The sequence below is a fragment of the Pseudomonas sp. MF6751 genome, from assembly GCF_016613265.1.
Taxonomy (GTDB): domain Bacteria; phylum Pseudomonadota; class Gammaproteobacteria; order Pseudomonadales; family Pseudomonadaceae; genus Aquipseudomonas; species Aquipseudomonas fluorescens_BV.
The window spans coordinates 128,416-149,334 of record NZ_JAENSV010000001.1 but is presented as its reverse complement, the minus strand read 5'-3'; the positions used below and the strand labels follow the sequence as shown (position 1 = coordinate 149,334).

At 61.1% G+C, this 20,919-nt stretch carries 21 protein-coding genes and 1 pseudogene; 6 read left to right on the top strand and 16 right to left on the bottom strand.

Features of this window, described 5'->3' with window-relative positions:
* Window positions 1–3 precede the first annotated feature (3 nt).
* Entirely contained in the window at window positions 4–927 is a 924-nt protein-coding gene (gene tagQ / locus JJD66_RS00735) for a type VI secretion system-associated lipoprotein TagQ (RefSeq protein WP_003195532.1), read from the top strand.
* Between the two features lie 124 nt (window positions 928–1,051).
* The gene (locus JJD66_RS00730; protein WP_003195530.1) at window positions 1,052–1,426 is read left to right on the top strand and encodes a hypothetical protein; all 375 of its coding nucleotides are present in this window, start codon (window positions 1,052–1,054) and stop codon (window positions 1,424–1,426) included.
* Window positions 1,427–1,554: 128 nt separating this feature from the next.
* On the opposite strand, the gene JJD66_RS00725 is transcribed toward JJD66_RS00730, so the two are convergent.
* The 6 genes from JJD66_RS00725 to exbB all read right to left on the bottom strand — a co-directional run bounded on the left by JJD66_RS00725 (window position 1,555) and on the right by exbB (window position 8,352).
* Window positions 1,555–2,955: an aminoacyl-tRNA deacylase and HDOD domain-containing protein gene (locus JJD66_RS00725; protein WP_032894530.1), complete on the bottom strand. Its 1,401-nt coding sequence runs from the start codon at window positions 2,953–2,955 to the stop codon at window positions 1,555–1,557.
* A 77-nt stretch (window positions 2,956–3,032) separates the two neighbouring features.
* Window positions 3,033–5,108, bottom strand: a complete 2,076-nt coding sequence (gene recG / locus JJD66_RS00720; RefSeq protein ID WP_200647413.1) for an ATP-dependent DNA helicase RecG — start codon at window positions 5,106–5,108, stop codon at window positions 3,033–3,035.
* Window positions 5,109–5,116: 8 nt separating this feature from the next.
* Window positions 5,117–6,037 (bottom strand): hydrogen peroxide-inducible genes activator, encoded by a 921-nt coding sequence (locus JJD66_RS00715; protein WP_003195523.1) that lies wholly within the window; start codon window positions 6,035–6,037, stop codon window positions 5,117–5,119.
* Between the two features lie 156 nt (window positions 6,038–6,193).
* Complete coding sequence (locus tag JJD66_RS00710) at window positions 6,194–6,940, bottom strand: energy transducer TonB family protein (RefSeq protein ID WP_200647412.1); 747 nt, start codon at window positions 6,938–6,940, stop codon at window positions 6,194–6,196.
* The gene (gene exbD / locus JJD66_RS00705) at window positions 6,937–7,362 is read right to left on the bottom strand and encodes a TonB system transport protein ExbD (RefSeq protein WP_003195519.1); all 426 of its coding nucleotides are present in this window, start codon (window positions 7,360–7,362) and stop codon (window positions 6,937–6,939) included. Before exbD ends, JJD66_RS00710 begins: the two co-directional genes overlap by 4 nt.
* Before the next feature lie 6 nt (window positions 7,363–7,368).
* Window positions 7,369–8,352, bottom strand: a complete 984-nt coding sequence (gene exbB / locus JJD66_RS00700; protein ID WP_105228966.1) for a tonB-system energizer ExbB — start codon at window positions 8,350–8,352, stop codon at window positions 7,369–7,371.
* A gap of 188 nt (window positions 8,353–8,540) precedes the next feature.
* Between exbB and JJD66_RS00695 the strand changes: the two genes are divergently transcribed.
* The gene (locus JJD66_RS00695) at window positions 8,541–9,392 is read left to right on the top strand and encodes an SDR family oxidoreductase (protein WP_060763898.1); all 852 of its coding nucleotides are present in this window, start codon (window positions 8,541–8,543) and stop codon (window positions 9,390–9,392) included.
* Between the two features lie 126 nt (window positions 9,393–9,518).
* Here the strand turns inward: JJD66_RS00695 and JJD66_RS00690 are convergent, their stop codons facing one another.
* The 6 genes from JJD66_RS00690 to JJD66_RS00665 all read right to left on the bottom strand — a co-directional run bounded on the left by JJD66_RS00690 (window position 9,519) and on the right by JJD66_RS00665 (window position 14,812).
* Window positions 9,519–10,259, bottom strand: a complete 741-nt coding sequence (locus JJD66_RS00690; RefSeq protein ID WP_105228965.1) for a hypothetical protein — start codon at window positions 10,257–10,259, stop codon at window positions 9,519–9,521.
* 56 nt (window positions 10,260–10,315) lie between these two features.
* Window positions 10,316–10,696, bottom strand: a complete 381-nt coding sequence (locus tag JJD66_RS00685) for a RidA family protein (RefSeq protein WP_003176922.1) — start codon at window positions 10,694–10,696, stop codon at window positions 10,316–10,318.
* A gap of 24 nt (window positions 10,697–10,720) precedes the next feature.
* On the bottom strand, window positions 10,721–12,826 hold the full coding sequence (gene spoT, locus JJD66_RS00680) for a bifunctional GTP diphosphokinase/guanosine-3',5'-bis pyrophosphate 3'-pyrophosphohydrolase (protein WP_003195510.1): 2,106 nt from the start codon (window positions 12,824–12,826) through the stop codon (window positions 10,721–10,723).
* A gap of 60 nt (window positions 12,827–12,886) precedes the next feature.
* On the bottom strand, window positions 12,887–13,150 hold the full coding sequence (rpoZ, locus tag JJD66_RS00675) for a DNA-directed RNA polymerase subunit omega (protein WP_003195508.1): 264 nt from the start codon (window positions 13,148–13,150) through the stop codon (window positions 12,887–12,889).
* 167 nt (window positions 13,151–13,317) lie between these two features.
* Window positions 13,318–13,938, bottom strand: a complete 621-nt coding sequence (gmk, locus tag JJD66_RS00670) for a guanylate kinase (RefSeq protein WP_019818119.1) — start codon at window positions 13,936–13,938, stop codon at window positions 13,318–13,320.
* Between the two features lie 10 nt (window positions 13,939–13,948).
* Entirely contained in the window at window positions 13,949–14,812 is an 864-nt protein-coding gene (locus JJD66_RS00665; RefSeq protein ID WP_105228964.1) for a YicC/YloC family endoribonuclease, read from the bottom strand.
* Between the two features lie 217 nt (window positions 14,813–15,029).
* On the opposite strand from JJD66_RS00665, the gene rph reads away from it, so the two are divergent.
* Both rph and JJD66_RS00655 read left to right on the top strand, forming a co-directional pair.
* Complete coding sequence (rph, locus tag JJD66_RS00660) at window positions 15,030–15,752, top strand: ribonuclease PH (RefSeq protein WP_003195497.1); 723 nt, start codon at window positions 15,030–15,032, stop codon at window positions 15,750–15,752.
* Window positions 15,753–15,773: 21 nt separating this feature from the next.
* Complete coding sequence (locus JJD66_RS00655) at window positions 15,774–16,142, top strand: DUF4870 domain-containing protein (protein WP_003195495.1); 369 nt, start codon at window positions 15,774–15,776, stop codon at window positions 16,140–16,142.
* Window positions 16,143–16,201: 59 nt separating this feature from the next.
* Here JJD66_RS00655 and JJD66_RS00650 read toward each other — a convergent pair whose 3' ends face one another.
* A complete protein-coding gene (locus tag JJD66_RS00650) occupies window positions 16,202–16,981 on the bottom strand; it encodes an exodeoxyribonuclease III (protein WP_003195493.1) in 780 nt (259 codons plus the stop codon).
* Between the two features lie 82 nt (window positions 16,982–17,063).
* On the opposite strand from JJD66_RS00650, the gene pyrE reads away from it, so the two are divergent.
* Window positions 17,064–17,708: an orotate phosphoribosyltransferase gene (pyrE, locus tag JJD66_RS00645; RefSeq protein WP_057975296.1), complete on the top strand. Its 645-nt coding sequence runs from the start codon at window positions 17,064–17,066 to the stop codon at window positions 17,706–17,708.
* A gap of 166 nt (window positions 17,709–17,874) precedes the next feature.
* Here pyrE and argB read toward each other — a convergent pair whose 3' ends face one another.
* The 3 genes and pseudogenes from argB to dut all read right to left on the bottom strand — a co-directional run bounded on the left by argB (window position 17,875) and on the right by dut (window position 20,916).
* Window positions 17,875–18,780, bottom strand: a complete 906-nt coding sequence (gene argB / locus JJD66_RS00640; RefSeq protein ID WP_003213275.1) for an acetylglutamate kinase — start codon at window positions 18,778–18,780, stop codon at window positions 17,875–17,877.
* 19 nt (window positions 18,781–18,799) lie between these two features.
* Window positions 18,800–20,206, bottom strand: a pseudogene (locus JJD66_RS00635) (phosphomannomutase/phosphoglucomutase); the annotation flags it as partial.
* Window positions 20,207–20,460: 254 nt separating this feature from the next.
* A complete protein-coding gene (gene dut, locus JJD66_RS00630; protein WP_054919777.1) occupies window positions 20,461–20,916 on the bottom strand; it encodes a dUTP diphosphatase in 456 nt (151 codons plus the stop codon).
* Between the last annotated feature and the right edge of the window lie 3 nt (window positions 20,917–20,919).

Below are 20,919 nucleotides of genomic sequence, written 5' to 3'. Positions count from 1 at the left end.
TCTATGCTTTTTTCCCGTAAGGCGGTTTCCAAGCGTCACCTGCTGCTGATCGCAGCTGGTTTCAGCACCGTGTTGACTGGTTGCGCTACGTCGCCTGCGTCCAAGGTGGCGTCGAGCACCAAGGTCGAGTACTACCCCAACTGCTACGAGCCGGTGCAGCACCTGCGCGCCACCGATTCGGACATGACCAAGTCGGTCGTCACCGGTGCCGCGATCGGCGCGGCCGGCGGTGCCCTGCTGGGCGCGCTGACCGGCGACAAGGACAGCCGTGGCCGCAATGCCGCGATCGGTGCCGCAGGCGGCGCCCTGGCTGGCGGTGCGGCGGGTTACTACACCGAGCGCCAGAAGCAGATCACCGATGACAACCAGCGCATCGCGTCCTACTCCACTGACTTCAACAAAAGCGCCTCGGACATCGACCGCAGCACCGCCTATGCCAAGGCCTCGCAGCAGTGCTACCAGAGCGCATTCACCAAGCTGGTGGCTGATCGCAAGGCCAAGACCGTCAACGACACCGAAGGCCGCAAGCGCCTGGCGGAAATCGTCGCGGGCCTGAAGGAGTCCAATGACCTGATCGTGACGGTCAACGGCAAAGCCAGCGAAGACCTGAACAACTACACCCAGGCCTACGAGAAAGACCTGCAACAGGTCGGCGTACAGCGCAGCGATGTGGTGACCGTGGCCACCGCCGATACCACGCCAGTGGTCGCTCCGGCCAAGGGCAAGAAAGCCGTCAAGCCAGCCAAGAAGCCGGTGCTGCCGACAGTGCCGAAAGAAGCGGTAACCACCGAACGTAGCATCCAGACCGTGCAGGCCAAGCAAGCTGAAAGCAAGCAGGTCGCCAGTGCGGGCAAGACCCAGATCGAAGCAACCTGCCGCAATCCAAACCTGGCCGACTGGGCGCCAGTGCCTTGCCCTAACGTTTAAGTACTTGTTGCTATAAGCGTTAAACGCCAACCGATCTGCGCCTAAAGCGCGAGATCGGTGGCGTTCCTTTTGCAAATCGTTACACTGCTGCGGCCACTCCAATAAATACACCGAGGCCGTGTGCATGAAATTTCGTCTTCTCCTGTGGGTGCTGGGCCTGATGATGGGCAAAGCCAGCCGCACCAACCCCGCCTTCCAGCAGCAACTGGGTGACAAAGACCTGGCCTTCCAGCTGCAGACCCTCGACGGCAAGGTTGCCCGTCACTTCATCGTCAAAGACCAGCGCATCACCAGCCGCTCAGGTGTCCACCCGGCGCCGGCCTTCGCGATTGCCTTCAAGGATGCCGCCTACGGCTTCGCCACGATGCAGGCAAAGAACAAGCAACTGGCGTTCATGACGGGGATTCAGGACAAGTCGATCCAGATCAAGGGCAACCCGGCACTGGTGATCTGGTTCCAGGGCCTGACCAAGTATTTGAAGCCGAAGAAAAAGAAGTAGGTGGTCAGGTAGACCGAGTTGACTTCATCGCAGGCAAGCCAGCTCCCACAGTGACCGTATTTCAACGTTGGAACGCGGTCACTGTGGGAGCTGGCTTGCCTGCGATAGCGGTGTAACAGGCGGTGGGCTTACCCCTGGCTGAACTGCGAAGCCAATTCGCGCAACAGCACTTCGGCATCCAGCACTTTACCCACCACGTCCTCGGCCTTCTCGCGGCTCAGGCCCAGGCGCTCCAGCAATGCGTCCGGAATGGATTCATCCGGCCCGGAGCCGATCCCCCGGCTGCGCAACAGGCGCACCGCCAGGCACACCAGGTTTGGGTACTCGGCGTATTGCCCGTCATACGTGGGGTCGTGCTGGAAGCGCAGGGCGGTGCACAGTTCGTCCGGCATGTCCCAGTAGCGCATCAGCCAGGCGCCGATCTGTTCGCGGCTGATACCCAGCAAATGTTGCTCGACGTAGCTGTGGCACAGGTGCGGGTTGACCTCCAGGTGGCGGCAGATCAGCGAGAAGTGCGGCGGAAACACGTGGGCCAGCAGCAGGTAGCCGAAGTTGTGCAGCAAACCTGCCAGGTAGGTCAGGCCGGCTTCCGGGCGTTGGGCGCGGGGCATGGCGCGGGTCAGGCCCTCGATCACGGCGGCGGTGTAGATCGACTGGTGCCAGTACGGCGTGGACAGGTGCGGGCGGTCCTTGGGCAGGCTCAGGGTTTTGCCCAGGGCCAGGCCCAGCGCCAGGTTGATCACAAGATCAAAGCCCAACACGCGCACGATGGCGTCTTCGACTGAGCGGATCTTGCCCGGCGAGGCGTAGTAGGGCGACGCGGCCCAGCTTACGACCTGGGCGGCAAGGGCCGGGTCGGTTTCCACCACGCCAGTAATGTCGTCGATGGTGGCGTTGGGATCCACGCGCAGCTTGATGATCTTCTGCGCCGTGTCGGCCAGCGGCGGAATTTCGATGGTCGCTTCCAGGCGTTGCTGGATACGGCGAGCGGTGAAGGCTTGCATCGCCTGGGTGATTTCCTCGCGGTCATCATTGGGGCGGTCGAGGTTCGGACGGATGTTGCTCAAGGGCTCACCGAACTGCGCGGCGCTGGCCTTGGTGAGCAGGCTCTTGAAGGCGTCGGTGGGGATTTCCAGCAACAGCCCGGCTTCGCCCGAATGCACCAGCAGGCTCGGCTCATTGAGCAAACGGCCTTCGTACAGGCACGGCGAACTGGTCAGTGGCGGCAAGCCCGGCAGCAGGCTCAGGTCATGCTTGCCCAGCATGCGCTCGACCCGCTCGGGGGCGACGGCCGTGAGGCGGCGACCGGTGAGTTCGGCGAGGCGGTTGAGGTCCAGCAATTGGCTTTGGGGAAACAGCACCATGAGCGCGCCAACCGCATCTTCAAGCAACACCGCCTGGACCTTTCGGGCAGGGTTCAGGCCAGGCTGTTCGATAACTTCCGTGTAGGGGATGGCGAGCTTTGCGAGCAGCGCCCGAATGACCGGCGGGGCGGTCAGTGGGGCTGTGGCGAGGGCAACTTCTGACATGGCCTGATCCAATTTCTTACATTCATTGGAGTATAACCAGCTTGATACGGGTGTTGGTCGGATAAGTGCGTCAGGCGTCACACTTGGCCGTATTGCTGGCCGTGGCGCAGCCAGCGGTTGAGCAAGGGGCTGACGTGATCGGGCCAACGTTCGAGCAATGCTTGCGCAGCATCGCGCACGGCGGGCAGCAGGTCGGCATCGCGCATCAGGTCGGCGACCTTGAATTGCAGCAGGCCGGTCTGGCGGGTGCCGAGCATTTCACCGGGGCCGCGCAGTTCGAGGTCTTTTTCGGCAATGACAAAACCGTCGTTGGTTTCGCGCATGATGCCCAGGCGCTGTCGACCGATCTGCGACAGCGGCGGATGATAGAGCAGCACGCAGTGGCTGGCTGCACTGCCCCGGCCAACCCGCCCGCGCAACTGGTGCAGTTGCGCCAGGCCCAGGCGCTCGGGGTTTTCGATGATCATCAGGCTGGCGTTGGGGACGTCCACGCCCACTTCAATCACGGTGGTAGCCACCAGCAATTGCAGGTTGCCGGCCTTGAACTCGGCCATTACCGCGGCTTTTTCCGCCGGTTTCATACGGCCATGGATCAACCCCACCTTGAGCTCACCCAAGGCACTGGTGAGGTCTTCATAAGTGGTTTCGGCGGCCTGGCAGGTCAGTTCTTCGGACTCTTCGATCAGGGTGCACACCCAGTACGCCTGGCGGCCTTCGGCGCAGGCACCGCGCACGCGCTCGATCACTTCGACGCGCCGGGTGTCGGTGACCAGCACGGTGTTGACCGGGGTACGCCCCGGCGGCAGTTCGTCGAGGATCGAGGTGTCGAGGTCGGCGTAGGCGCTCATGGCCAGGGTGCGTGGGATCGGCGTGGCGGTCATGATCAACTGGTGCGGGTTCATGCGCCCGCCCACGCCTTTCTGGCGCAGGGCCAGGCGCTGTTGCACGCCAAATCGGTGCTGTTCGTCGATGATCACTAGCGCAAGGTTCTTGAACTGCACTTCGTCCTGGAACAGCGCATGGGTGCCCACCACCATCGGTGCGCCGGCGGCGATCTGCTCCAGGGCGGCCACGCGGTTCTTGCCTTTGAGCTTGCCAGCCAGCCACGCCACCTCCAGGCCCAGCGGTTCGAGCCAGCGCTTGAAGGTGATGAAGTGTTGTTCGGCGAGGATTTCCGTCGGTGCCATCAGCGCCACTTGATAGCCAGCTTCCAGGGCTTGCAGGGCGGCCAGGGCAGCGACCACGGTTTTGCCTGCCCCTACGTCACCCTGGATCAACCGCAGCATCGGTTCTTGCTGGCTGAGGTCGTAGGCGATCTCATTGCCCACGCGCTGTTGCGCGCCGGTGGGCGCAAAGCCGAGGTTGGCCAGGTATTGTGCGGGCAGCCGCGTGGCCCTGGGCATCGCCGGGGCGCGCAGGGAACGCATGCTTTCGCGCAGGCGTTGCTGGGACAGCTGGTGCGTGAGCAGTTCTTCAAAGGCCAGGCGATGTTGGGCCCAATGATGACCGAGGGCGAGTTCGTCCACATCGGCATCGGCGGGTGGGTGATGCAAATACCGAATCGCATCGGCCAGGGGCGCCAGCTGATAATCGCGGGCCAACTCCAGGGGCAGCCAATCGGGCAGGCTTTGCGGGCAGAGCATCGTCAGGGTTTGCATGCACAACTGGCGCAGGCGTTGCTGGGTCAGGCCCTCGGTCAGCGGGTAGATCGGCGTGAGCGTGGTGTCCACCGGTGGAGGCTCATCGCCGGTAATGGCGCGGTATTCCGGGTGGTAGATTTCCAGGCCCGATGCGCCAGGGCGTGCCTCGCCGTAGCAGCGCACGCGGGTGCCACGCTTGAGGCCTTCCTTCTGCGCGTTGCTGAAGTGGTAGAAGCGCAGGCTCAAGCCGCCAGTGCCGTCCTGCAGGCGCACCACCAGGCTGCGGCGCTTGCCCATCACCACGTCGGCGCCACTGACGGTGCCTTCGATCACCGCGTCTTGCCCAGGGCGCAAATGGCCGATGGGCACCACGCGGGTGCGGTCCTGGTAGCGCAGGGGCAGGTGGAACAGCACGTCCTGAAGGTTCTCCAGGCCGACCTTGGCCAGCTTCTCGGCCATGGCCTCACCGACACCCTTGAGTGCCGTCACCGACACCTGCGACAGCTCAGTCATACCGTGGCTTAGCTCGCAACGGGCGGCTTGGCCACCGAACACAGGCGGATCGAGTCCGCGAGGATCTCAATCGCTTTGGGGCGCGGGAAGCTGGCGCGCCAGGCAATCGCTACGGTACGGAATGGCACCGGCGGCGTGAGTGGGCGAACTTCGATCACGCCCTGGGCGTAGTGATGGCTGTCTACCGCAGACAGCGGCAGGATCGAGATACCCAGGCCGGAAGCGACCATATGGCGAATGGTTTCCAGGGAGCTGGATTCCACCGTGGTGTGCTTGGCGCCGTCGTTGCCCTTGGTCAGGGTCGGGCAGGCTTCCAGCACCTGGTCGCGGAAGCAGTGGCCTTCACCGAGCAGCAGCAGGCTCTTGTCATTGAGCAGGCCGGCGTCGATGGTGTCCTTCTTGGTCCACGGGTGGGAGGCTGGCATCAGCACGTAGAACGGCTCGTCGTAGAGCGGCAGGGTCAGCACGTCAGCTTCGTTGAAGGGCAGGGCGATGATGATCGCGTCCAGCTCGCCGTTGCGCAGTTTATCGCGCAGCACGTGGGTGAAGTTTTCTTCGATATACAGCGGCATCTGCGGTGCGACGCGATGCAGTTGCGGGATCAGGTGCGGGAACAGGTAGGGGCCGACCGTGTAGATCGCGCCGACCTTGAGCGGCGCGGTCAGCTGGTTCTTGCCGGCCTGGGCCAGTTCGCGAATGCTTTGCGCCTGTTCCAGGACCTTCTGGGCCTGGGCAACGATGCCTTCGCCCACCGGGGTGAGGCGCACGGCGCTCTTGCTGCGCTCGAAAATCAGCACACCGAGTTCGTCTTCAAGCTTTTTCACACCCACCGACAGCGTCGGCTGGCTGACGTGGCAACGCTCGGCTGCATGGCCGAAGTGCTGTTCTTGGGCGAGGGTCACGATGTAGCGTAATTCTGTAAGAGTCATAGCGGGCGTCCATGAGGTTGCGGGCCAAGCATACCGGCTGCAATCGATAGACGCACGTTATCAGAACTTTGCTGGGGATTGAGTGGGGAGTGTCGGAATTTTACTGAAGTAATAAAGCGAATGTGGGAGGGCACCAGTCCCTCCCACAGTGCTCTGTCAGCGGCGACGCTTGTCGATGTTGTAAACGAACGGCGCGACCAGTTCGACGCTGCCGTTTTTCAGCAGATCGGCGGGTGGCTTGGGTAGCGGCTGAGCCTTGCGGATCATCTCCAGGGTTGCACGGTCCAGGTCGGCGTTGCCGGAGCGGCCTTCCAGTTCGTAGGACAGCACATTACCTTCGCCATCGACCACGAAGCGCAAGCGGTTCATACCTTCCTTGCCACTGCGTTGGGCGCCGGGCGGGTACTTCTTGTACTTCTGCAGATGCGCCAACAACGTGCTTTGCCAGGATGCCTGGGCGGCCAGCTGCTGTGCCGACGGGCCTGGCGTAGGCTGGGCGGACTTCTGCGCAGGTGCGTTGCTCGGCGGCGTTTCGCTCGGCGGCTCCTCGGAAGGTTTCTCCTTGGGTGGCTCGGGCTTCTTCTCCACCGGCTTTGGCGGTTGTGGCTTGGGTTTGGGCTTGATCGGCTTGGGCACCTGGATCGTTGGCTTGGGCGCCTCGGCCAGCTTCGGCAGGGGCAGCTCTTCGACCGGTGGTGGCGGCGGCGCAACGACCTTGGGCGGTGCTGGAGGCGGCGGCGGTGCTGGCAGCGGCGCCAGGTCGATGACCATGGCGGCGGGTGGCAGCTGGATCGCCTGCGGCGCGGACCATTGGAGCGCGATGATGATCGCGACGGCATGCACGCCCAGCACGACGGCGAGGCTGGTGCCATAACGCGTCAGTTTGTGGCGCGTCGTGATCATTTCTTGGCTGCCGTCTCAAGTCCGACCAGGCCTACCTTGAGGTAGCCGGCTGCCCGCAGGGCATCCATCACGCTCATCAGGTCGCCATAGTCCACGCCTTTGTCGGCCTGGAAGAAGATGGTCGTGTCTTTCTTGCCTTGGGTCTTGGCATCCAGCACCGGGCCCAGGGTTTCGGCTTTGACCTCTTCTTCGCCCAGGAACAGGCGTTGGTCCGCCTTGACGCTGAGGAAAATCGGCTTCTCCGGCCGCGGCGCCGGCTTGGCGCTGGACGCGGGCAGGTCCACTTTGATGTCCACGGTCGCTAGCGGTGCCGCCACCATGAAGATGATCAGCAGCACCAGCATCACGTCGATAAACGGCGTGACGTTGATTTCGTGGTTCTCGACGAGTTCGTCGTCGCCTTGATTCAAATGCAGGCCCATGGCCGATTACCCCACTTTCACCATGTGCGGTTGCGAGCTGCGCTCGGTAGGCAGGTGATCGAGGTCACGGCTGACGAGCAACAGGACTTCTGCCGACGCATCCGACACCTGGGCCTTGTAGCCGGCAATCGAACGGGCGAAGACGTTGTAGATGACCACCGCAGGAATTGCGGCAACCAGGCCCAGGGCGGTAGCCAGCAGGGCTTCGGCGATGCCGGGGGCAACGACGGCGAGGTTGGTGGTCTGGGTTTTGGCGATGCCGATGAAGCTGTTCATGATGCCCCACACGGTACCGAACAGGCCGACGAAGGGTGCGGTGGAACCGATGGTAGCGAGTACGCCGGTGCCGCTGCTCATGTTACGGCCACAGGCGGCTACCAGGCGCTCAAGGCGGAAGCTGACGCGCTCCTTGATGCCTTCTTTTTCACGGGTGTTGGCCGACAGGCGCATTTCTTCCAGTGCGTCGTGCACCAGCAGGTTGGCCAGGGTGCCCTTCTTGGTCGCGGTTTCGCTCGCTTCCTTGAGGGTGGTGGCTTTTTTCAGATGGACGATTTCAGCGCGCAGACGACGCTTGGCGCCCAACAGCTCGAAGCCTTTGGCAATCCAGATGGTCCAGGTGATGATCGAGGCAATGGCCAGGCCGATCATTACGGCTTTCACCACCACGTCAGCATTCTGGTACATGCCCCATGGCGACAAGTCGTGGGCCATGCCCAGGGTGTTGTCTTCTTCCAGCACCACGCCGGTTTCGTCGGCAGGTGCGGCGGCGCCGGCGGCCTGGGCCGGGTCGGTGGCCACTGGCGCGACGGCAGGCGTTGCCGCAGTAGCGGCATTTTGCTCGGCAGCTGCCGGAGCGGCTGGGGCAGTGGCGTCAGCGAATGCGGCGGTCGGTGCCAGCAGTACGCTGAACAGCATCGCAGCAATCGCACGCCAGGCGCGGGAGGGGCTGTGAAGCTTGGTTGGCGAAGCGGGGGTTGTAAGACGTGTCATGCTGGCCGGACCTGAGAGAAAAAATGGGTGATCGTCCTTCCAGACCATTTAGGGTCGAGGACAAATGGGCGGTTATTATTGCAAGTAATTCTTGTTAACTAAAGTGGCACTGTTACTTTATTTCGCTTTTTACTGGCCGTTGATCCACTCGCGCGGCTAATCTGCGCCTTTGAGAATGGAGTTTTATGATGTCTGCGCCTTCTGTTGTGATTGCCGGTTGCGGTGATGTGGGTAGTCGGCTGGCTAGCCAATTGCTGGCCTCGGAATGGGAGGTCCACGGCCTGCGCCGCGATATTTCACGCTTGCCCGACGGCGTGATCGGCATTGCCGGCGATCTGTTCAAAAAGGACTGCCCGGACACCTGGCCGATCGGCGGGGTGGATTATCTGGTGTACTGCGCCGCTGCCACCGACCACGACGAGGCCGGCTATCGCGCCGCCTACGTGCAAGGGTTGCAGCATGTGTTGGAGTGGTTGGAAGACTACGGCCAGACGCCCAAGCATTTGCTGTTTGTCTCCAGCAGCAGTGTGTATGGGCAGCAAAACGGCGAGTGGGTCGACGAAACGTCCGAGACGCAAGCGAAGGGCTATTCCGGGCAGGTGATGCTGGAAGCTGAACAGGTGGCGCTCAACAGCGGTATTCCAGCGACTATCGTGCGACTGACCGGGATTTACGGCCCGGGTCGGGAATGGCTGCTCACTCAAGTTCGCCAAGGCTATCGCGTAGCGGTTGACCCGCCGTTGTATGGCAACCGTATCCACGCCGATGACGCCGCGGGCCTGCTCGCCTTCTTGCTGCGACATGTGGAAAAGGGCGGTTCGCTGGACAAGGTCTATATCGGCGTTGACGATGCACCGGCACCCCTGGCCGAGGTGGTGGCCTGGTTGCGCGAGTACCTGGGTGTGACCGAATGGGCCGAGGACGCCAGTGTGCGGCGTGCGGGGAGCAAGCAGTGCAGTAATGCACGTATCAAGGCGCTTGGCTGGACGCCGACATACCCGACTTACCGGGAAGGCTATGCGGCGATTCTGAAAGGCTGAAGCGCGGCAAAAAATGTGGGGGCTGGCTTGCCTGCGATAGCGGTATATCAATCACATCTTTGTTGGATGTAATACCGTCATCGCAGGCAAGCCAGCTCCCACATTTGGATTTGGGCGAGGCTTTTATTACTTCTCAAGCAACCATTGGCGAGGGCCTGGCGTAAACGAAGGTACTTCATCGGCCTGCGCGGTATTGATCGCCTGGAAGATCTCCAGTTGTTTACCCTTGCGCGTGAAGATCCATGGGTTGCCCTGGCCGTCCAGTTGCAGCCAGATGCTGTCGTAGCCGCCGCTCATGGAGGCGCAATCGCCTGCCAGGCAGAGTGAATAGCGATCAACCCCCGGCAGGCCGGCGACCTTGCCGTCTGCCTGGAACTGCACCGTGGCACCGCTGCCGGTGCCGTCGCTGATCTTCCAGTCGCCGCCCATATAGGCCGCATACAGCGCGCGCTCGAAGGTGGCGCCCAGTGGCGCGCCTTCCGGTGCGGGTTCTTTGGCGCGAGCAAACAGCTGTTCGGGCTCATTGTCGTTGGCCACTTGCAGCAGTTGCCTGCCTTTGCGCTTGAGTTCGGTGGCTGAGCTGCCATAGAAGTCCACGCTCCACGCGCCGGGTTTTTCACCCGACAACTTGCCTTCCGCCACTTCAAAACCGTTGTAGTAGCGCGCCTGCAAGGCCTTGGTGTTGACCTCCCACTCGAGGTTGGGGCCATAGGACTGCAGGGCTTCACGCAAAGGGCCGCCCTTGGCTGCCGCGTCGATGGCGGCCTGGTTGATCCAGGTACCGCTTACATCCAGGTCGGCGGGGTTGCTGGCACAGCCGCCGAGCAACAGGGCGAGCAACGAGGAGGCTACAAGCGCTTTGCGCATTACGAAATCCTTCTGAAACGAAGTCGGCGCAGCCTGTTTGGGCTGCGCCGGGTGTTTTACTCGATGACCAGAATGGCGTCCATCTCAACCTGTGCGCCCTTTGGCAGGGCGGCGACGCCGATGGCGGCGCGGGCTGGGTAAGGTTGTTCGAAGTACTTGCCCATGATCTCGTTGACCTTGGCAAAGTGGCTGAGGTCGGTGAGGAAGATGTTCAGCTTGACGATGTCCTTGAACGAACCACCGGCAGCTTCAGCCACGGACTTGAGGTTTTCAAAGACCTGCACGGTCTGGGCTTCGAAGCCTTCAACCAGTTCCATGGTCTTTGGGTCCAACGGGATCTGGCCGGACATGTAGACGGTGTTGCCCGCCTTGATCGCCTGGGAATAAGTGCCGATGGCGGCTGGAGCTTTATCGCTGGTGATAACTGTCTTGGTCATGAATGACTCCTTGTAATGGATCGGTTATGCACGCATGCGGGTGATGCGGATCACACCGGTCAAGGCGCGCAACTTTTTGATCACGCGGGCCAGGTGCACGCGGTCGTGCACGCTGACCACCAGTTGGACCACGCTGATGCGACCATCGCGTTCGTCCATGCTGATTTTCTCGATATTGCCGTCGGCGGCGTTGACACTGCTGGCCAGCAGGGCGATGAGGCCGCGCTGGTGTTCCAGCTCAACCCGCAGTTCGACGTTGAATTCGCCGGTGACATCTTTGGCCCACGAGAGCTGGATGCATTTTTCCGGGTTGTGGCGGATTTCGGTGATGTTGCGGCAGTTGTCCAGGTGCACCACCATGCCTTTGCCTGCGGACAAGTGGCCAACAATCGGGTCGCCCGGGATCGGCGTGCAACATTTGGCGTAGCTGAGCACCAGGCCCTCGGTGCCGCGAATCGCCAGTGGGCCTTCGGGGCTCGGCAACTGTTCGCCTTCGCCCAGCAGGCGGCGCGCAACCACGTAGGCCATGCGGTTGCCCAGGCCGATATCTTCCAACAGGTCTTCGATGGTTTCCTGGCGGTACTCGTGGAGCATCGCTTGCACGCGCTCTTGCGGGATCTTGTCCAGGGCGCTGTCGAAGCCGTTGAGCACCTTGTTCAGCAGGCGTTCGCCCAGGCTGATGGACTCGGAGCGGCGCTGCAATTTCAGTGCGTGGCGAATATGCGTACGCGCCTTGCCGGTGACCACAAAGTTGAGCCAGGCCGGGTTCGGGCGAGCGCCCGGTGCGCTGACGATCTCTACCGTTGAACCGCTTTGCAGCGGTTCGGACAGCGGGGCCAGGCGCCGGTTGATGCGACAGGCGATGCAGCTGTTACCGACATCGGTGTGCACCGCGTAGGCAAAGTCGACCGCCGTGGAGCCTTTGGGCAGCTCCATGATCCGGCCTTTGGGCGTGAATACGTAGACCTCGTCCGGGAACAGGTCGATCTTCACGCTTTCGATAAATTCCAGGGAGTTGCCGGCACGTTGCTGCATTTCCAGCACGCCCTTGACCCATTGGCGCGCGCGAGCATGGGTGCCTTTGGGCTGCTCGTCGCCGCTGGACTTGTACAGCCAGTGGGCGGCGATGCCGTTGTTGGCCATCTCTTCCATTTCGCGGGTGCGGATCTGGATCTCGATCGGCACGCCGTGCATGCCAAACAGGGTGGTATGCAGCGACTGGTAGCCGTTGGCCTTGGGAATTGCGATGTAGTCCTTGAAGCGGCCCGGCAGGGGCTTGTACAAATTATGTACAGCGCCCAGTACGCGGTAGCAGGTATCGACTTTGTCGACGATGATCCGGAACGCATAGACGTCCATGATCTCGTTGAAGGCCCGACGCTTGCCGCGCATCTTTTTATAGATGCCGTAGATGTGCTTCTGCCGACCGCTGACCTCGCCCTCGATTTCGTCAATCGCCAGGCAATGGCTCAGGGACTCTTCGATCTTGTTGACGATTTCCTTGCGGTTGCCCCGTGCGCGCTTCACCGCCTGGTAGATGCGCGCCGAACGCATGGGGTGCATGGCTTTAAAGCCCAGGTCTTCGAATTCGATACGAATGGCGTGCATGCCCAGCCGGTTGGCGATGGGCGCATAGATTTCCAGGGTTTCCTTGGCGATGCGCCGACGCTTTTCGCCGGACAGCACTTCCAGCGTGCGCATGTTGTGCAGCCGGTCGGCCAGCTTGACCAGGATCACCCGAATGTCTCGGGCCATGGCCATGGCCATCTTCTGGAAGTTTTCCGCCTGGGCTTCGGCCTTGGTCTCGAAGTTCATCTGGGTCAGCTTGCTGACCCCATCGACCAGTTCGGCCACGGTTTCGCCAAATTGCGCACTAAGCGCTTCCTTGGCAATGCCGGTGTCTTCGATCACGTCATGCAGCATCGCGGCCATCAGGCTCTGATGGTCCATGTGCATGTCGGCAAGAATATTGGCCACCGCAAGAGGATGGGTGACATACGCCTCGCCGCTACGTCGGCGTTGGCCGTCGTGGGCTTGTTCGGCGTAGAAATACGCTCGGCGAACCAGGTTGACCTGGTCTGCGCCGAGGTAGGCCGATAAGCGATCGGCGAGGGCGTCTATGCTCGGCAAAGTGTGAACTCCTGCCGATGGCTGTGACCCCGCGCCGTGCTACGTCGACCAGGCATAGGCTTAGACGTCCTCGTTGGACTCGCCTTCGAACGCTGCAAACAGCGGTTCGTCTTCAACGATTTCGGCGTTGGCGATGAACTCGTAGCTCATCAGGCCTTCAGCGATTTCACGCAGGGCTACAACGGTAGGCTTGTCGTTTTCCCACTGGACCAGAGGCTCTTTGCCGCCAGTGGCCAGTTGACGGGCACGCTTGGTAGAGAGCATGACCAGCTCAAAGCGGTTATCCACGTGTTCTAGGCAGTCTTCAACGGTTACGCGGGCCATGGTATTCCTCGGAGCGAATGCAAGATGCGCGCTGCCCGGTTGGGCGAGCGGACTGAGCAGTTTAAAAAATCACCAGCGTTTAGGGAAGCGCTGATTTTTCGCAGGCCTTCGCAAAACCGCTACAAGTGCCAATGTAAGGCCCTTGCAGCTGTTTTGGGAAGAGTCAATCAGCCGAGCAATTCGGCGAGTAATTTGCCGAAACGCTGCTGTTGGCGCTTTTGCTGCAGTTGGTTGGCGCGGAAAATCGCCTTCAAATCATCCAGGGCGTGGGTAAAGTCGTCATTGATGATCAGGTAGTCGTAGTCGACGTAGTGGCTCATTTCGCTGACGGCTTCACGCATGCGGCCCTCGATGATCTCATCGCTGTCCTGGCCGCGGTTGGTCAGGCGTTGGTGCAGGGCTTGGAGCGATGGCGGCAGGATGAAGATGGAGCGCGCCTTGGGCATCAGCTGGCGCACTTGCTCGGCGCCCTGCCAGTCGATCTCCAGAATCAGGTCGTGGCCTTCGTCCAGGGTCTGTTGCAGGTGGCTCTGCGAGGTGCCGTAGAGGTTGCCGAACACTTCGGCGCGCTCCAGGAAGTCACCGTGTTCGATCATCTTGACGAACTCGGTACGCTCGACGAAGTGATAGTGCACGCCGTCCACTTCGCCCGGGCGCATGGCGCGGGTGGTGTGCGAGACCGAAATGCGGATCTGCTCGTCAGCGTCGGTCAAGGCCTTGACCAGGCTGCTCTTGCCCGCGCCCGAAGGGGCGGAAATGATGTAAAGGGTGCCGGTGCTGTGGGTCATGGAGGGTGCCTTACTCAATATTCTGTACTTGTTCGCGCATTTGCTCGATCAACACTTTGAGGTTGACCGCCGCCGTGGTGCTGCGCGGGTCGAACGCCTTGGAGCCCAGTGTATTGGCTTCGCGGTTGAGTTCCTGCATCAGGAAGTCCAGGCGCCGACCGGCGGCACCGCCGGACTTGAGCACGCGGCGCACTTCAAGGATATGGGTGCTCAGGCGGTCGAGCTCTTCGGCCACGTCGCTCTTCTGCGCGAGCAGGACCATTTCCTGTTCCAGGCGCGTCGGATCGAGGTCGGCCTTCATGTCGGTGAAGCGGTCGAGGACCTTCTGGCGCTGGGTGGCGAGCATCTGCGGTACCAATTCGCGCAGGGTCACTACGTCGGCTTCGATCGAGGTCAGCCGCTCGTTGATCAGGCGCGCCAGTTCGGCGCCTTCGCGTTCACGGCCGGCCTTGAGCTCCTTCAGGCCCTGGTTGAACAGGGCGAGGGCTTCGGCATTCAAGGCCTGTGGGTCTGCCGCGTCGGCCACCAGCACGCCGGGCCAGGCCAATACTTCCAGAGGGTTCAATGCGGCTGGCTGTTTGATCAGGCCGGCGATGGTTTCGGCCGCGGCCACCAGTTGGGCGGCGCGGTCGCGGTCGACCTGCAGCGGCTTGCCGGTGGTTTCTTCGGTAAAGCGCAGAGTGCATTCCAGCTTGCCACGGGAAATGCCCTGGCGCAGCGCTTCACGAACCGCGCCTTCAAGGTCGCGGAATGACTCTGGCAGGCGCAGGTGCGGCTCCAGGTAACGGCTGTTGACCGAGCGCAGTTCCCAGCTGAGGGTGCCTTGAACCCCGGCTTTTTCGACACGGGCGAAGGCGGTCATGCTGTGCACCATGGAGGTACCTCGCGATGCAGTCCCGCAAATACGGGCTGATGGGTAAATTGAAGCCGACAGGCTGCGAAGGCGCAGGAGTGTAGCGCAGTGGGGCGGGTGCGCCAAAACAATGGCCGAGCGCCTGACCATTCGTAACCGAATTTTTTAGAAGTGCCTCGAACCGGCTTGCGGCTCTATAATGCTCGGCAGTTTTTCGTCCTCAGTACAGGTATCCCCTATGAAACGTCCAAGTGGTCGCGCTGCCGATCAGCTCCGCTCGATCCGCATCACCCGCAACTACACCAAACACGCCGAGGGATCCGTACTGGTCGAGTTTGGCGATACCAAGGTCATCTGCACTGTCAGCGTCGAAAACGGCGTGCCGCGCTTCCTCAAGGGCCAGGGCCAGGGTTGGTTGACCGCTGAATACGGCATGCTGCCGCGCGCCACTGGCGAGCGTAACCAGCGTGAAGCCAGCCGTGGCAAGCAAGGCGGGCGTACCCTGGAAATCCAGCGCCTGATCGGCCGTTCCCTGCGTGCCGCTCTGGATATGTCCAAGCTGGGTGACGTCACCCTCTACGTCGACTGCGACGTGATCCAGGCTGACGGCGGTACCCGCACGGCGTCCATCACCGGCGCCATGGTGGCCCTGGTCGACGCGCTGAAAGTGATCAAGAAGCGTGGCGGCCTGAAAGCGGGTGACCCGCTCAAGCAGATGATCGCCGCTGTGTCTGTTGGCATGTACCAGGGCGAGCCTGTGCTGGACCTGGACTACCTGGAAGACTCGGCCGCCGAGACCGACCTCAACGTGGTCATGACCAGCACCGGTGGTTTCATCGAAGTGCAGGGCACTGCCGAAGGCGCGCCATTCCAGCCGGCTGAGCTGAACGCCATGCTGGCCTTGGCCCAGAAAGGCATGACCGAAATTTTTGAATTGCAGAACGCCGCGCTGGCTGACTGAGCCGGCCCAAGGAGAAACGCCATGAATGACAGCCAGTTGCCGGTTCCGGCACCGTCCAAGGAAGTACGCCAGTGGGCAATGTTGTGTCATTTTGCGGCATTTCTGGGGTTGGTATTCCCCTTCGGCAGCTTGCTCGGGCCGTTGATCCTGTGGCAGTTCAAGAAGGACATGGACCCGCTCATCGATGACCAGGGCAAGGAGGCGCTGAATTTCCAGATCACCGTGGCGATCGCCTGGCTGGTGTGCCTGTTGCTGGGCTTCGTGGTCGTTGGCTTCTTGCTGATGACCGTGCTGGTGATCGGGGCGTTGATACTGACGATCATCGCCGGTATCAAGGCCAACAAAGGCATTGCCTATCGCTATCCGTGGACCTGGCGCCTGGTCAAGTAACCGAGCGGCCACAAAAAAACCGACATTGCTGTCGGTTTTTTTGTGCCTGGAAAAAGACCTCAGATGGTCAATGTCCAGTCGTAGTCCACGATCAGCGGCGCGTGCTGCGAGAAGCGCGGCTGGCGCGGCAGGCGTGCACTGCGCACGAACCGGCGCAGACCTGGGGTCAGCAGCTGGTAGTCGAAACGCCAGCCCAGGTTGAGCATCTCAGCCTGTTCGTTATCTGGCCACCAGCTGTACTGGTCGCCTTCGCGGCTGACTTCACGCAGAGCATCGACATAGCCCATGTTGCCGACAATCTCGTCCATCCAGGCGCGTTCTGGCGCCAGGAAGCCCGGGGATTGTTGGCTGTCGCGCCAGTTCTTGATATCCAGCTTCTGTTGCGCCACGTACAGCGAGCCACAATAAATGTACTCGCGACGTTTGCGTCGCTGTTTATCCAGGTAACGGGCGAAATCGTCCATTAGCTTGAATTTCTGGTTCAAGTCTTCATCGCCGTTCTGCCCGGAAGGAAGCAGCAAGGTCGCGATGCTGACCTTGTCGAAATCGGCTTGCAGGTAACGCCCGTAGCGGTCGGCTGTCTCGAAGCCGAGGCCGCTGATGACCGCCTTGGGTTGCAACCGCGAGTACAAAGCCACGCCACCTTGGGTGGGCACTTCGGCATCGCAGGCATAAAGGAAGTAGCCATCCAGTTGGAAGGCTGGGTCGTCCAGTTCAAAGGCGGAGGCACGGGTGTCCTGCAGGCAGATGACGTCGGCATTCTGTGCTTGCAGCCAACTGAGCAAACCGCGCTCGACTGCAGCCTGAATACCATTAACGTTCACACTGATGATCCGCATAAATGGCCCCAAAAATCGCGTGCGTGTATGATACACGCCGTCCACCCAATTAGCTAAATCCGTGGTATCTGAGGCTTTTTTCATGCAGGCGTATCAGCGCGATTTCATTCGTTTTGCCATCGATCGCGGCGTTTTACGCTTCGGTGAGTTCACCCTCAAGTCCGGGCGCACCAGCCCGTACTTCTTCAATGCGGGCCTGTTCAACTCAGGTTCGGCCCTGGCTCAGCTGGGCCGTTTCTATGCGGCAGCCATCGTTGAGAGCGGTATTTCCTTCGACGTACTCTTTGGCCCGGCCTACAAGGGTATTCCCCTGGCAGCGGCGACGGCGGTAGCCCTGGCGGAGCATCACGGGCAGGACTTGCCGTGGTGTTTCAACCGTAAGGAAGCCAAGGCCCATGGTGAAGGTGGCAGCCTGGTCGGCGCGCCATTGACCGGCGATGTACTGATCATCGATGACGTGATTACCGCGGGTACTGCTATCCGTGAAGTGATGCAGATCATCGCTTCCCAGGACGGCGCCAAGGCTGCCGGTGTGCTGATCGCCTTGAACCGCCAGGAGCGTGGCAACGGTGAGTTGTCGGCGATCCAGGAAGTGGAGCGTGACTTCGGCATTCCGGTGGTGAGCATCGTGTCGTTGAACCAGGTGTTGCAGTTCCTGGAAGATGACTCGCAGCTCAAGCAACATTTGCCGGCTGTGCGTGCATACCGCGAGCAGTTCGGCGTCTGACACTGAATCCTGTGGGAGCGGGCTTGCCCGCGATAGCGGTGTGTCAGGCGGTGCATTTTTGCATGTACTGCCGTCATCGCAGGCAAGCCAGCTCCCACATGTGAACTGTTTACAAACAAAAGGCCCCGCTCAATTCAATTGAGCGGGGCCTTTTGCTTTGCAGCGATCAAGGACGCTTGCGGTTACTGATCAGCGTGCCCACACCGGTATCGGTGAAGATTTCCAACAGGATTGCATTTGGCACGCGGCCATCCAGGATCAGCGAGCTGCCGACGCCGCCCTGCACCGCTTCCAGTGCGCAACGGATCTTCGGCAACATGCCGCCGTAGATGGTGCCGTCGGCGATCAGGTCGTCTACCTGCTGGGTAGTCAAGCCGGTCAGTACCTTGCCTTCCTTGTCCATCAAGCCGGCGATGTTGGTCAGCAGCATCAGCTTTTCAGCCTTCAGTGCTTCCGCCACCTTACCGGCTACCAGATCGGCGTTGATGTTATAGGACTCGCCATTAGCACCCACGCCGATCGGCGCAATTACCGGGATGAAGTCGCCCTTGACCAGCAGGTTGAGCAAATCGGTGTTGATGCCGATGACTTCGCCCACCTGGCCGATATCGATGATTTCCGGCTGGGTCATTTCGGGTGTCTTACGGGTAACGGTGAGCTTTTTCGCGCGGATCAGCTCGGCATCCTTGCCGGTCAGGCCGATGGCGCTGCCGCCGTGGCGGTTGATCAGGTTGACGATGTCTTTGTTGACCTGGCCGCCGAGGACCATTTCCACCACGTCCATGGTTTGCGCGTCAGTGACACGCATGCCATCGATGAAGTGACTCTCGATCGACAAACGCTTGAGCAGGTCGCCAATTTGCGGGCCGCCGCCGTGGACGACCACGGGGTTGATCCCCACAGCCTTCATCAGCACGATGTCGCGGGCAAAGCCGGTTTTCAGCTCATCGCTTTCCATGGCATTGCCGCCGTACTTGATCACCAGCGTCTTGCCGACGTAGCGTCGAATGTAAGGCAACGCTTCGGACAGGACCTTGGCGGTGTTGGCAGCGGCTTCGCGTTCGAGGGTCATTCAGGGCTCCGGGCAAAAATCAGAACGGTAATTGGAGATCAGGGGCAACACGTTTCAACTGGGCGTGGAACACGTCCTTGATGCGCTGCAACTCAGCCTCGGTATCCGCCTCGAAACGCAGGACCAGCACCGGTGTGGTGTTGGACGCGCGAACCAGGCCCCAGCCTTTGGCGTAATCGACTCGCACACCATCAATGGTGGTCAGGTTGGCGCCTTCACCCCATTGCGCATCGTGCAATGCGTCAATGATGCTGAATTTGCTCTCCTCGGTCACATGGATATTGATCTCTGGTGTAGAAATATCATTCGGGAAGGTCTGAAACAGCTCTTCGGCCGTGGATTTCTCCTTGCTGAGGATCTCCAGCAGGCGAGCGGCACTGTAGATACCATCGTCAAACCCGAACCAACGTTCTTTGAAGAACACGTGACCGCTCATTTCACCGGCCAACAGCGCGCCGGTTTCCTTCATTTTCTTTTTGATCAACGAGTGACCGGTCTTCCACATTAGCGGGCGACCACCGTATTCCTTGATCAATGGCGTCAGGCGACGAGTGCATTTCACATCGAAGATGATCTCGGCGTTGGCATTGCGCGCAACCACGTCTCGAGCAAACAGCATCAACAGGCGGTCCGGGAACACGATCTCGCCGGTTTCGGTCACCACGCCCACACGGTCGCCGTCGCCATCGAAGGCCAGGCCGACGTCGGCGCCCACTTCCTTGACCTTGGCAATCAGGTCTACCAGGTTTTCCGGCTTGCCTGGGTCCGGGTGATGGTTGGGGAAGTTGCCGTCCACTTCGCAGAACAGTGGGATCACTTCGCAGTTCAGGGCTTCAAGCAATTGCGGGGCAATCACACCCGCTGCGCCGTTGCCGCAATCCACCACGACTTTCAAGCGGCGGGCGAGCTTGACGTCACGGGTGATTTCATCGGAGTAGCGCTGGAGGATATCGACCTTGGTGATGCTGCCGGTGCCGCTGGTTAGGTCGTTTGTCTTCAGGCGGGTGTGCAGGGCCTGGATCTGTTCATTGGCCAGGGTGTCGCCAGCGATGACGATCTTGAAGCCGTTGTAATCCGATGGGTTGTGGCTGCCCGTGAGCATGACCCCGGATTTGCCCGCCAGTACGTTGGCGGCGTAGTACAGCGCGGGGGTTGGCACCAGGCCGACGTCGCTGACATGGCAGCCGCTGTCAGCCAGGCCCTGGATCAGTTGCTCGACCAATTCCGGGCCGGACAAGCGGCCGTCACGGCCTACCGAGACGTTGGGTTCGCCTTGGGCCAGGCTCTGGGAGCCGATGGCGCGGCCGATCCAGTAGGCGGTTTCGGCGGTCAGGGTCTTGGGGACCACACCACGGATGTCATAGGCGCGAAAAATGCTGTCGGGAAAGGTCGGGGCTACGCGGGCTGCGGTACTCATCGCGGGGGAAACTCCATCTGAAAGGGGGCAAGGCGGGCCTGATGTGGCTGGCCGGCAGGCTCAAACTGAAGGGTATGACGGCGTTTTCGGCAGAGAGTTCGTGGTGTAAAAATGCCATCGGCGCTTCGGTCTCGGCATTATTTTTACGTAATCCTTTGATTTCATTATAGAAATCTCGATGATCATTTCCGCGCATTCTTTATCCTGAAAGGCCGGGCGGCGGTGCGTGGCCGGGCGATTGCGCCCGGCCACGTTCAGCTTAGTCAGTGACTGCCGGAATGCCCAAAACCGCCTGCACCACGTTGGGTTTCGTCGAATTCCTGTACCAATTCGAAATGCGCCTGCACCACCGGCACCAATACCAACTGGGCAATGCGCTCGCCGACGGCGATGTTGAAAGCAGTCTGGCCACGGTTCCAGCACGACACCATCAACTCGCCCTGGTAGTCGGAGTCGATCAGGCCGACCAGGTTGCCGAGCACGATGCCATGTTTGTGACCCAGGCCGGAGCGCGGCAGGATCAGCGCCGCCAGGCCAGGATCGCCGACATAGATCGACAGGCCAGTGGGAATCAGGATGGTCTGGCCCGGCTCAAGGACGGTGTCTTGCTTGAGCATGGCGCGCAGGTCCAGGCCGGCGGAGCCCGGCGTGGCGTAGGCCGGCAGCGGAAAGTCGTTGCCGAGGCGTGGGTCGAGAATCTTGGCTTGCAAAGCGTGCATGGA

Excerpts from the sequence above, each read along its gene's own strand:
- tagQ (WP_003195532.1), top strand. The coding sequence starts at position 4 with ATGCTTTTTTCCCGTAAGGCGGTTTCCAAGCGTCACCTGCTGCTGATC.
- JJD66_RS00730 (WP_003195530.1), top strand. The coding sequence starts at position 1,052 with ATGAAATTTCGTCTTCTCCTGTGGGTGCTGGGCCTGATGATGGGCAAA.
- JJD66_RS00725 (WP_032894530.1), bottom strand. The coding sequence starts at position 2,955 with ATGTCAGAAGTTGCCCTCGCCACAGCCCCACTGACCGCCCCGCCGGTC.
- recG (WP_200647413.1), bottom strand. The coding sequence starts at position 5,108 with ATGACTGAGCTGTCGCAGGTGTCGGTGACGGCACTCAAGGGTGTCGGT.
- JJD66_RS00715 (WP_003195523.1), bottom strand. The coding sequence starts at position 6,037 with ATGACTCTTACAGAATTACGCTACATCGTGACCCTCGCCCAAGAACAG.
- JJD66_RS00710 (WP_200647412.1), bottom strand. The coding sequence starts at position 6,940 with ATGATCACGACGCGCCACAAACTGACGCGTTATGGCACCAGCCTCGCC.
- exbD (WP_003195519.1), bottom strand. The coding sequence starts at position 7,362 with ATGGGCCTGCATTTGAATCAAGGCGACGACGAACTCGTCGAGAACCAC.
- exbB (WP_105228966.1), bottom strand. The coding sequence starts at position 8,352 with ATGACACGTCTTACAACCCCCGCTTCGCCAACCAAGCTTCACAGCCCC.
- JJD66_RS00695 (WP_060763898.1), top strand. The coding sequence starts at position 8,541 with ATGTCTGCGCCTTCTGTTGTGATTGCCGGTTGCGGTGATGTGGGTAGT.
- JJD66_RS00690 (WP_105228965.1), bottom strand. The coding sequence starts at position 10,259 with ATGCGCAAAGCGCTTGTAGCCTCCTCGTTGCTCGCCCTGTTGCTCGGC.
- JJD66_RS00685 (WP_003176922.1), bottom strand. The coding sequence starts at position 10,696 with ATGACCAAGACAGTTATCACCAGCGATAAAGCTCCAGCCGCCATCGGC.
- rpoZ (WP_003195508.1), bottom strand. The coding sequence starts at position 13,150 with ATGGCCCGCGTAACCGTTGAAGACTGCCTAGAACACGTGGATAACCGC.
- gmk (WP_019818119.1), bottom strand. The coding sequence starts at position 13,938 with ATGACCCACAGCACCGGCACCCTTTACATCATTTCCGCCCCTTCGGGC.
- JJD66_RS00665 (WP_105228964.1), bottom strand. The coding sequence starts at position 14,812 with ATGGTGCACAGCATGACCGCCTTCGCCCGTGTCGAAAAAGCCGGGGTT.
- rph (WP_003195497.1), top strand. The coding sequence starts at position 15,030 with ATGAAACGTCCAAGTGGTCGCGCTGCCGATCAGCTCCGCTCGATCCGC.
- JJD66_RS00655 (WP_003195495.1), top strand. The coding sequence starts at position 15,774 with ATGAATGACAGCCAGTTGCCGGTTCCGGCACCGTCCAAGGAAGTACGC.
- JJD66_RS00650 (WP_003195493.1), bottom strand. The coding sequence starts at position 16,981 with ATGCGGATCATCAGTGTGAACGTTAATGGTATTCAGGCTGCAGTCGAG.
- pyrE (WP_057975296.1), top strand. The coding sequence starts at position 17,064 with ATGCAGGCGTATCAGCGCGATTTCATTCGTTTTGCCATCGATCGCGGC.
- argB (WP_003213275.1), bottom strand. The coding sequence starts at position 18,780 with ATGACCCTCGAACGCGAAGCCGCTGCCAACACCGCCAAGGTCCTGTCC.
- dut (WP_054919777.1), bottom strand. The coding sequence starts at position 20,916 with ATGCACGCTTTGCAAGCCAAGATTCTCGACCCACGCCTCGGCAACGAC.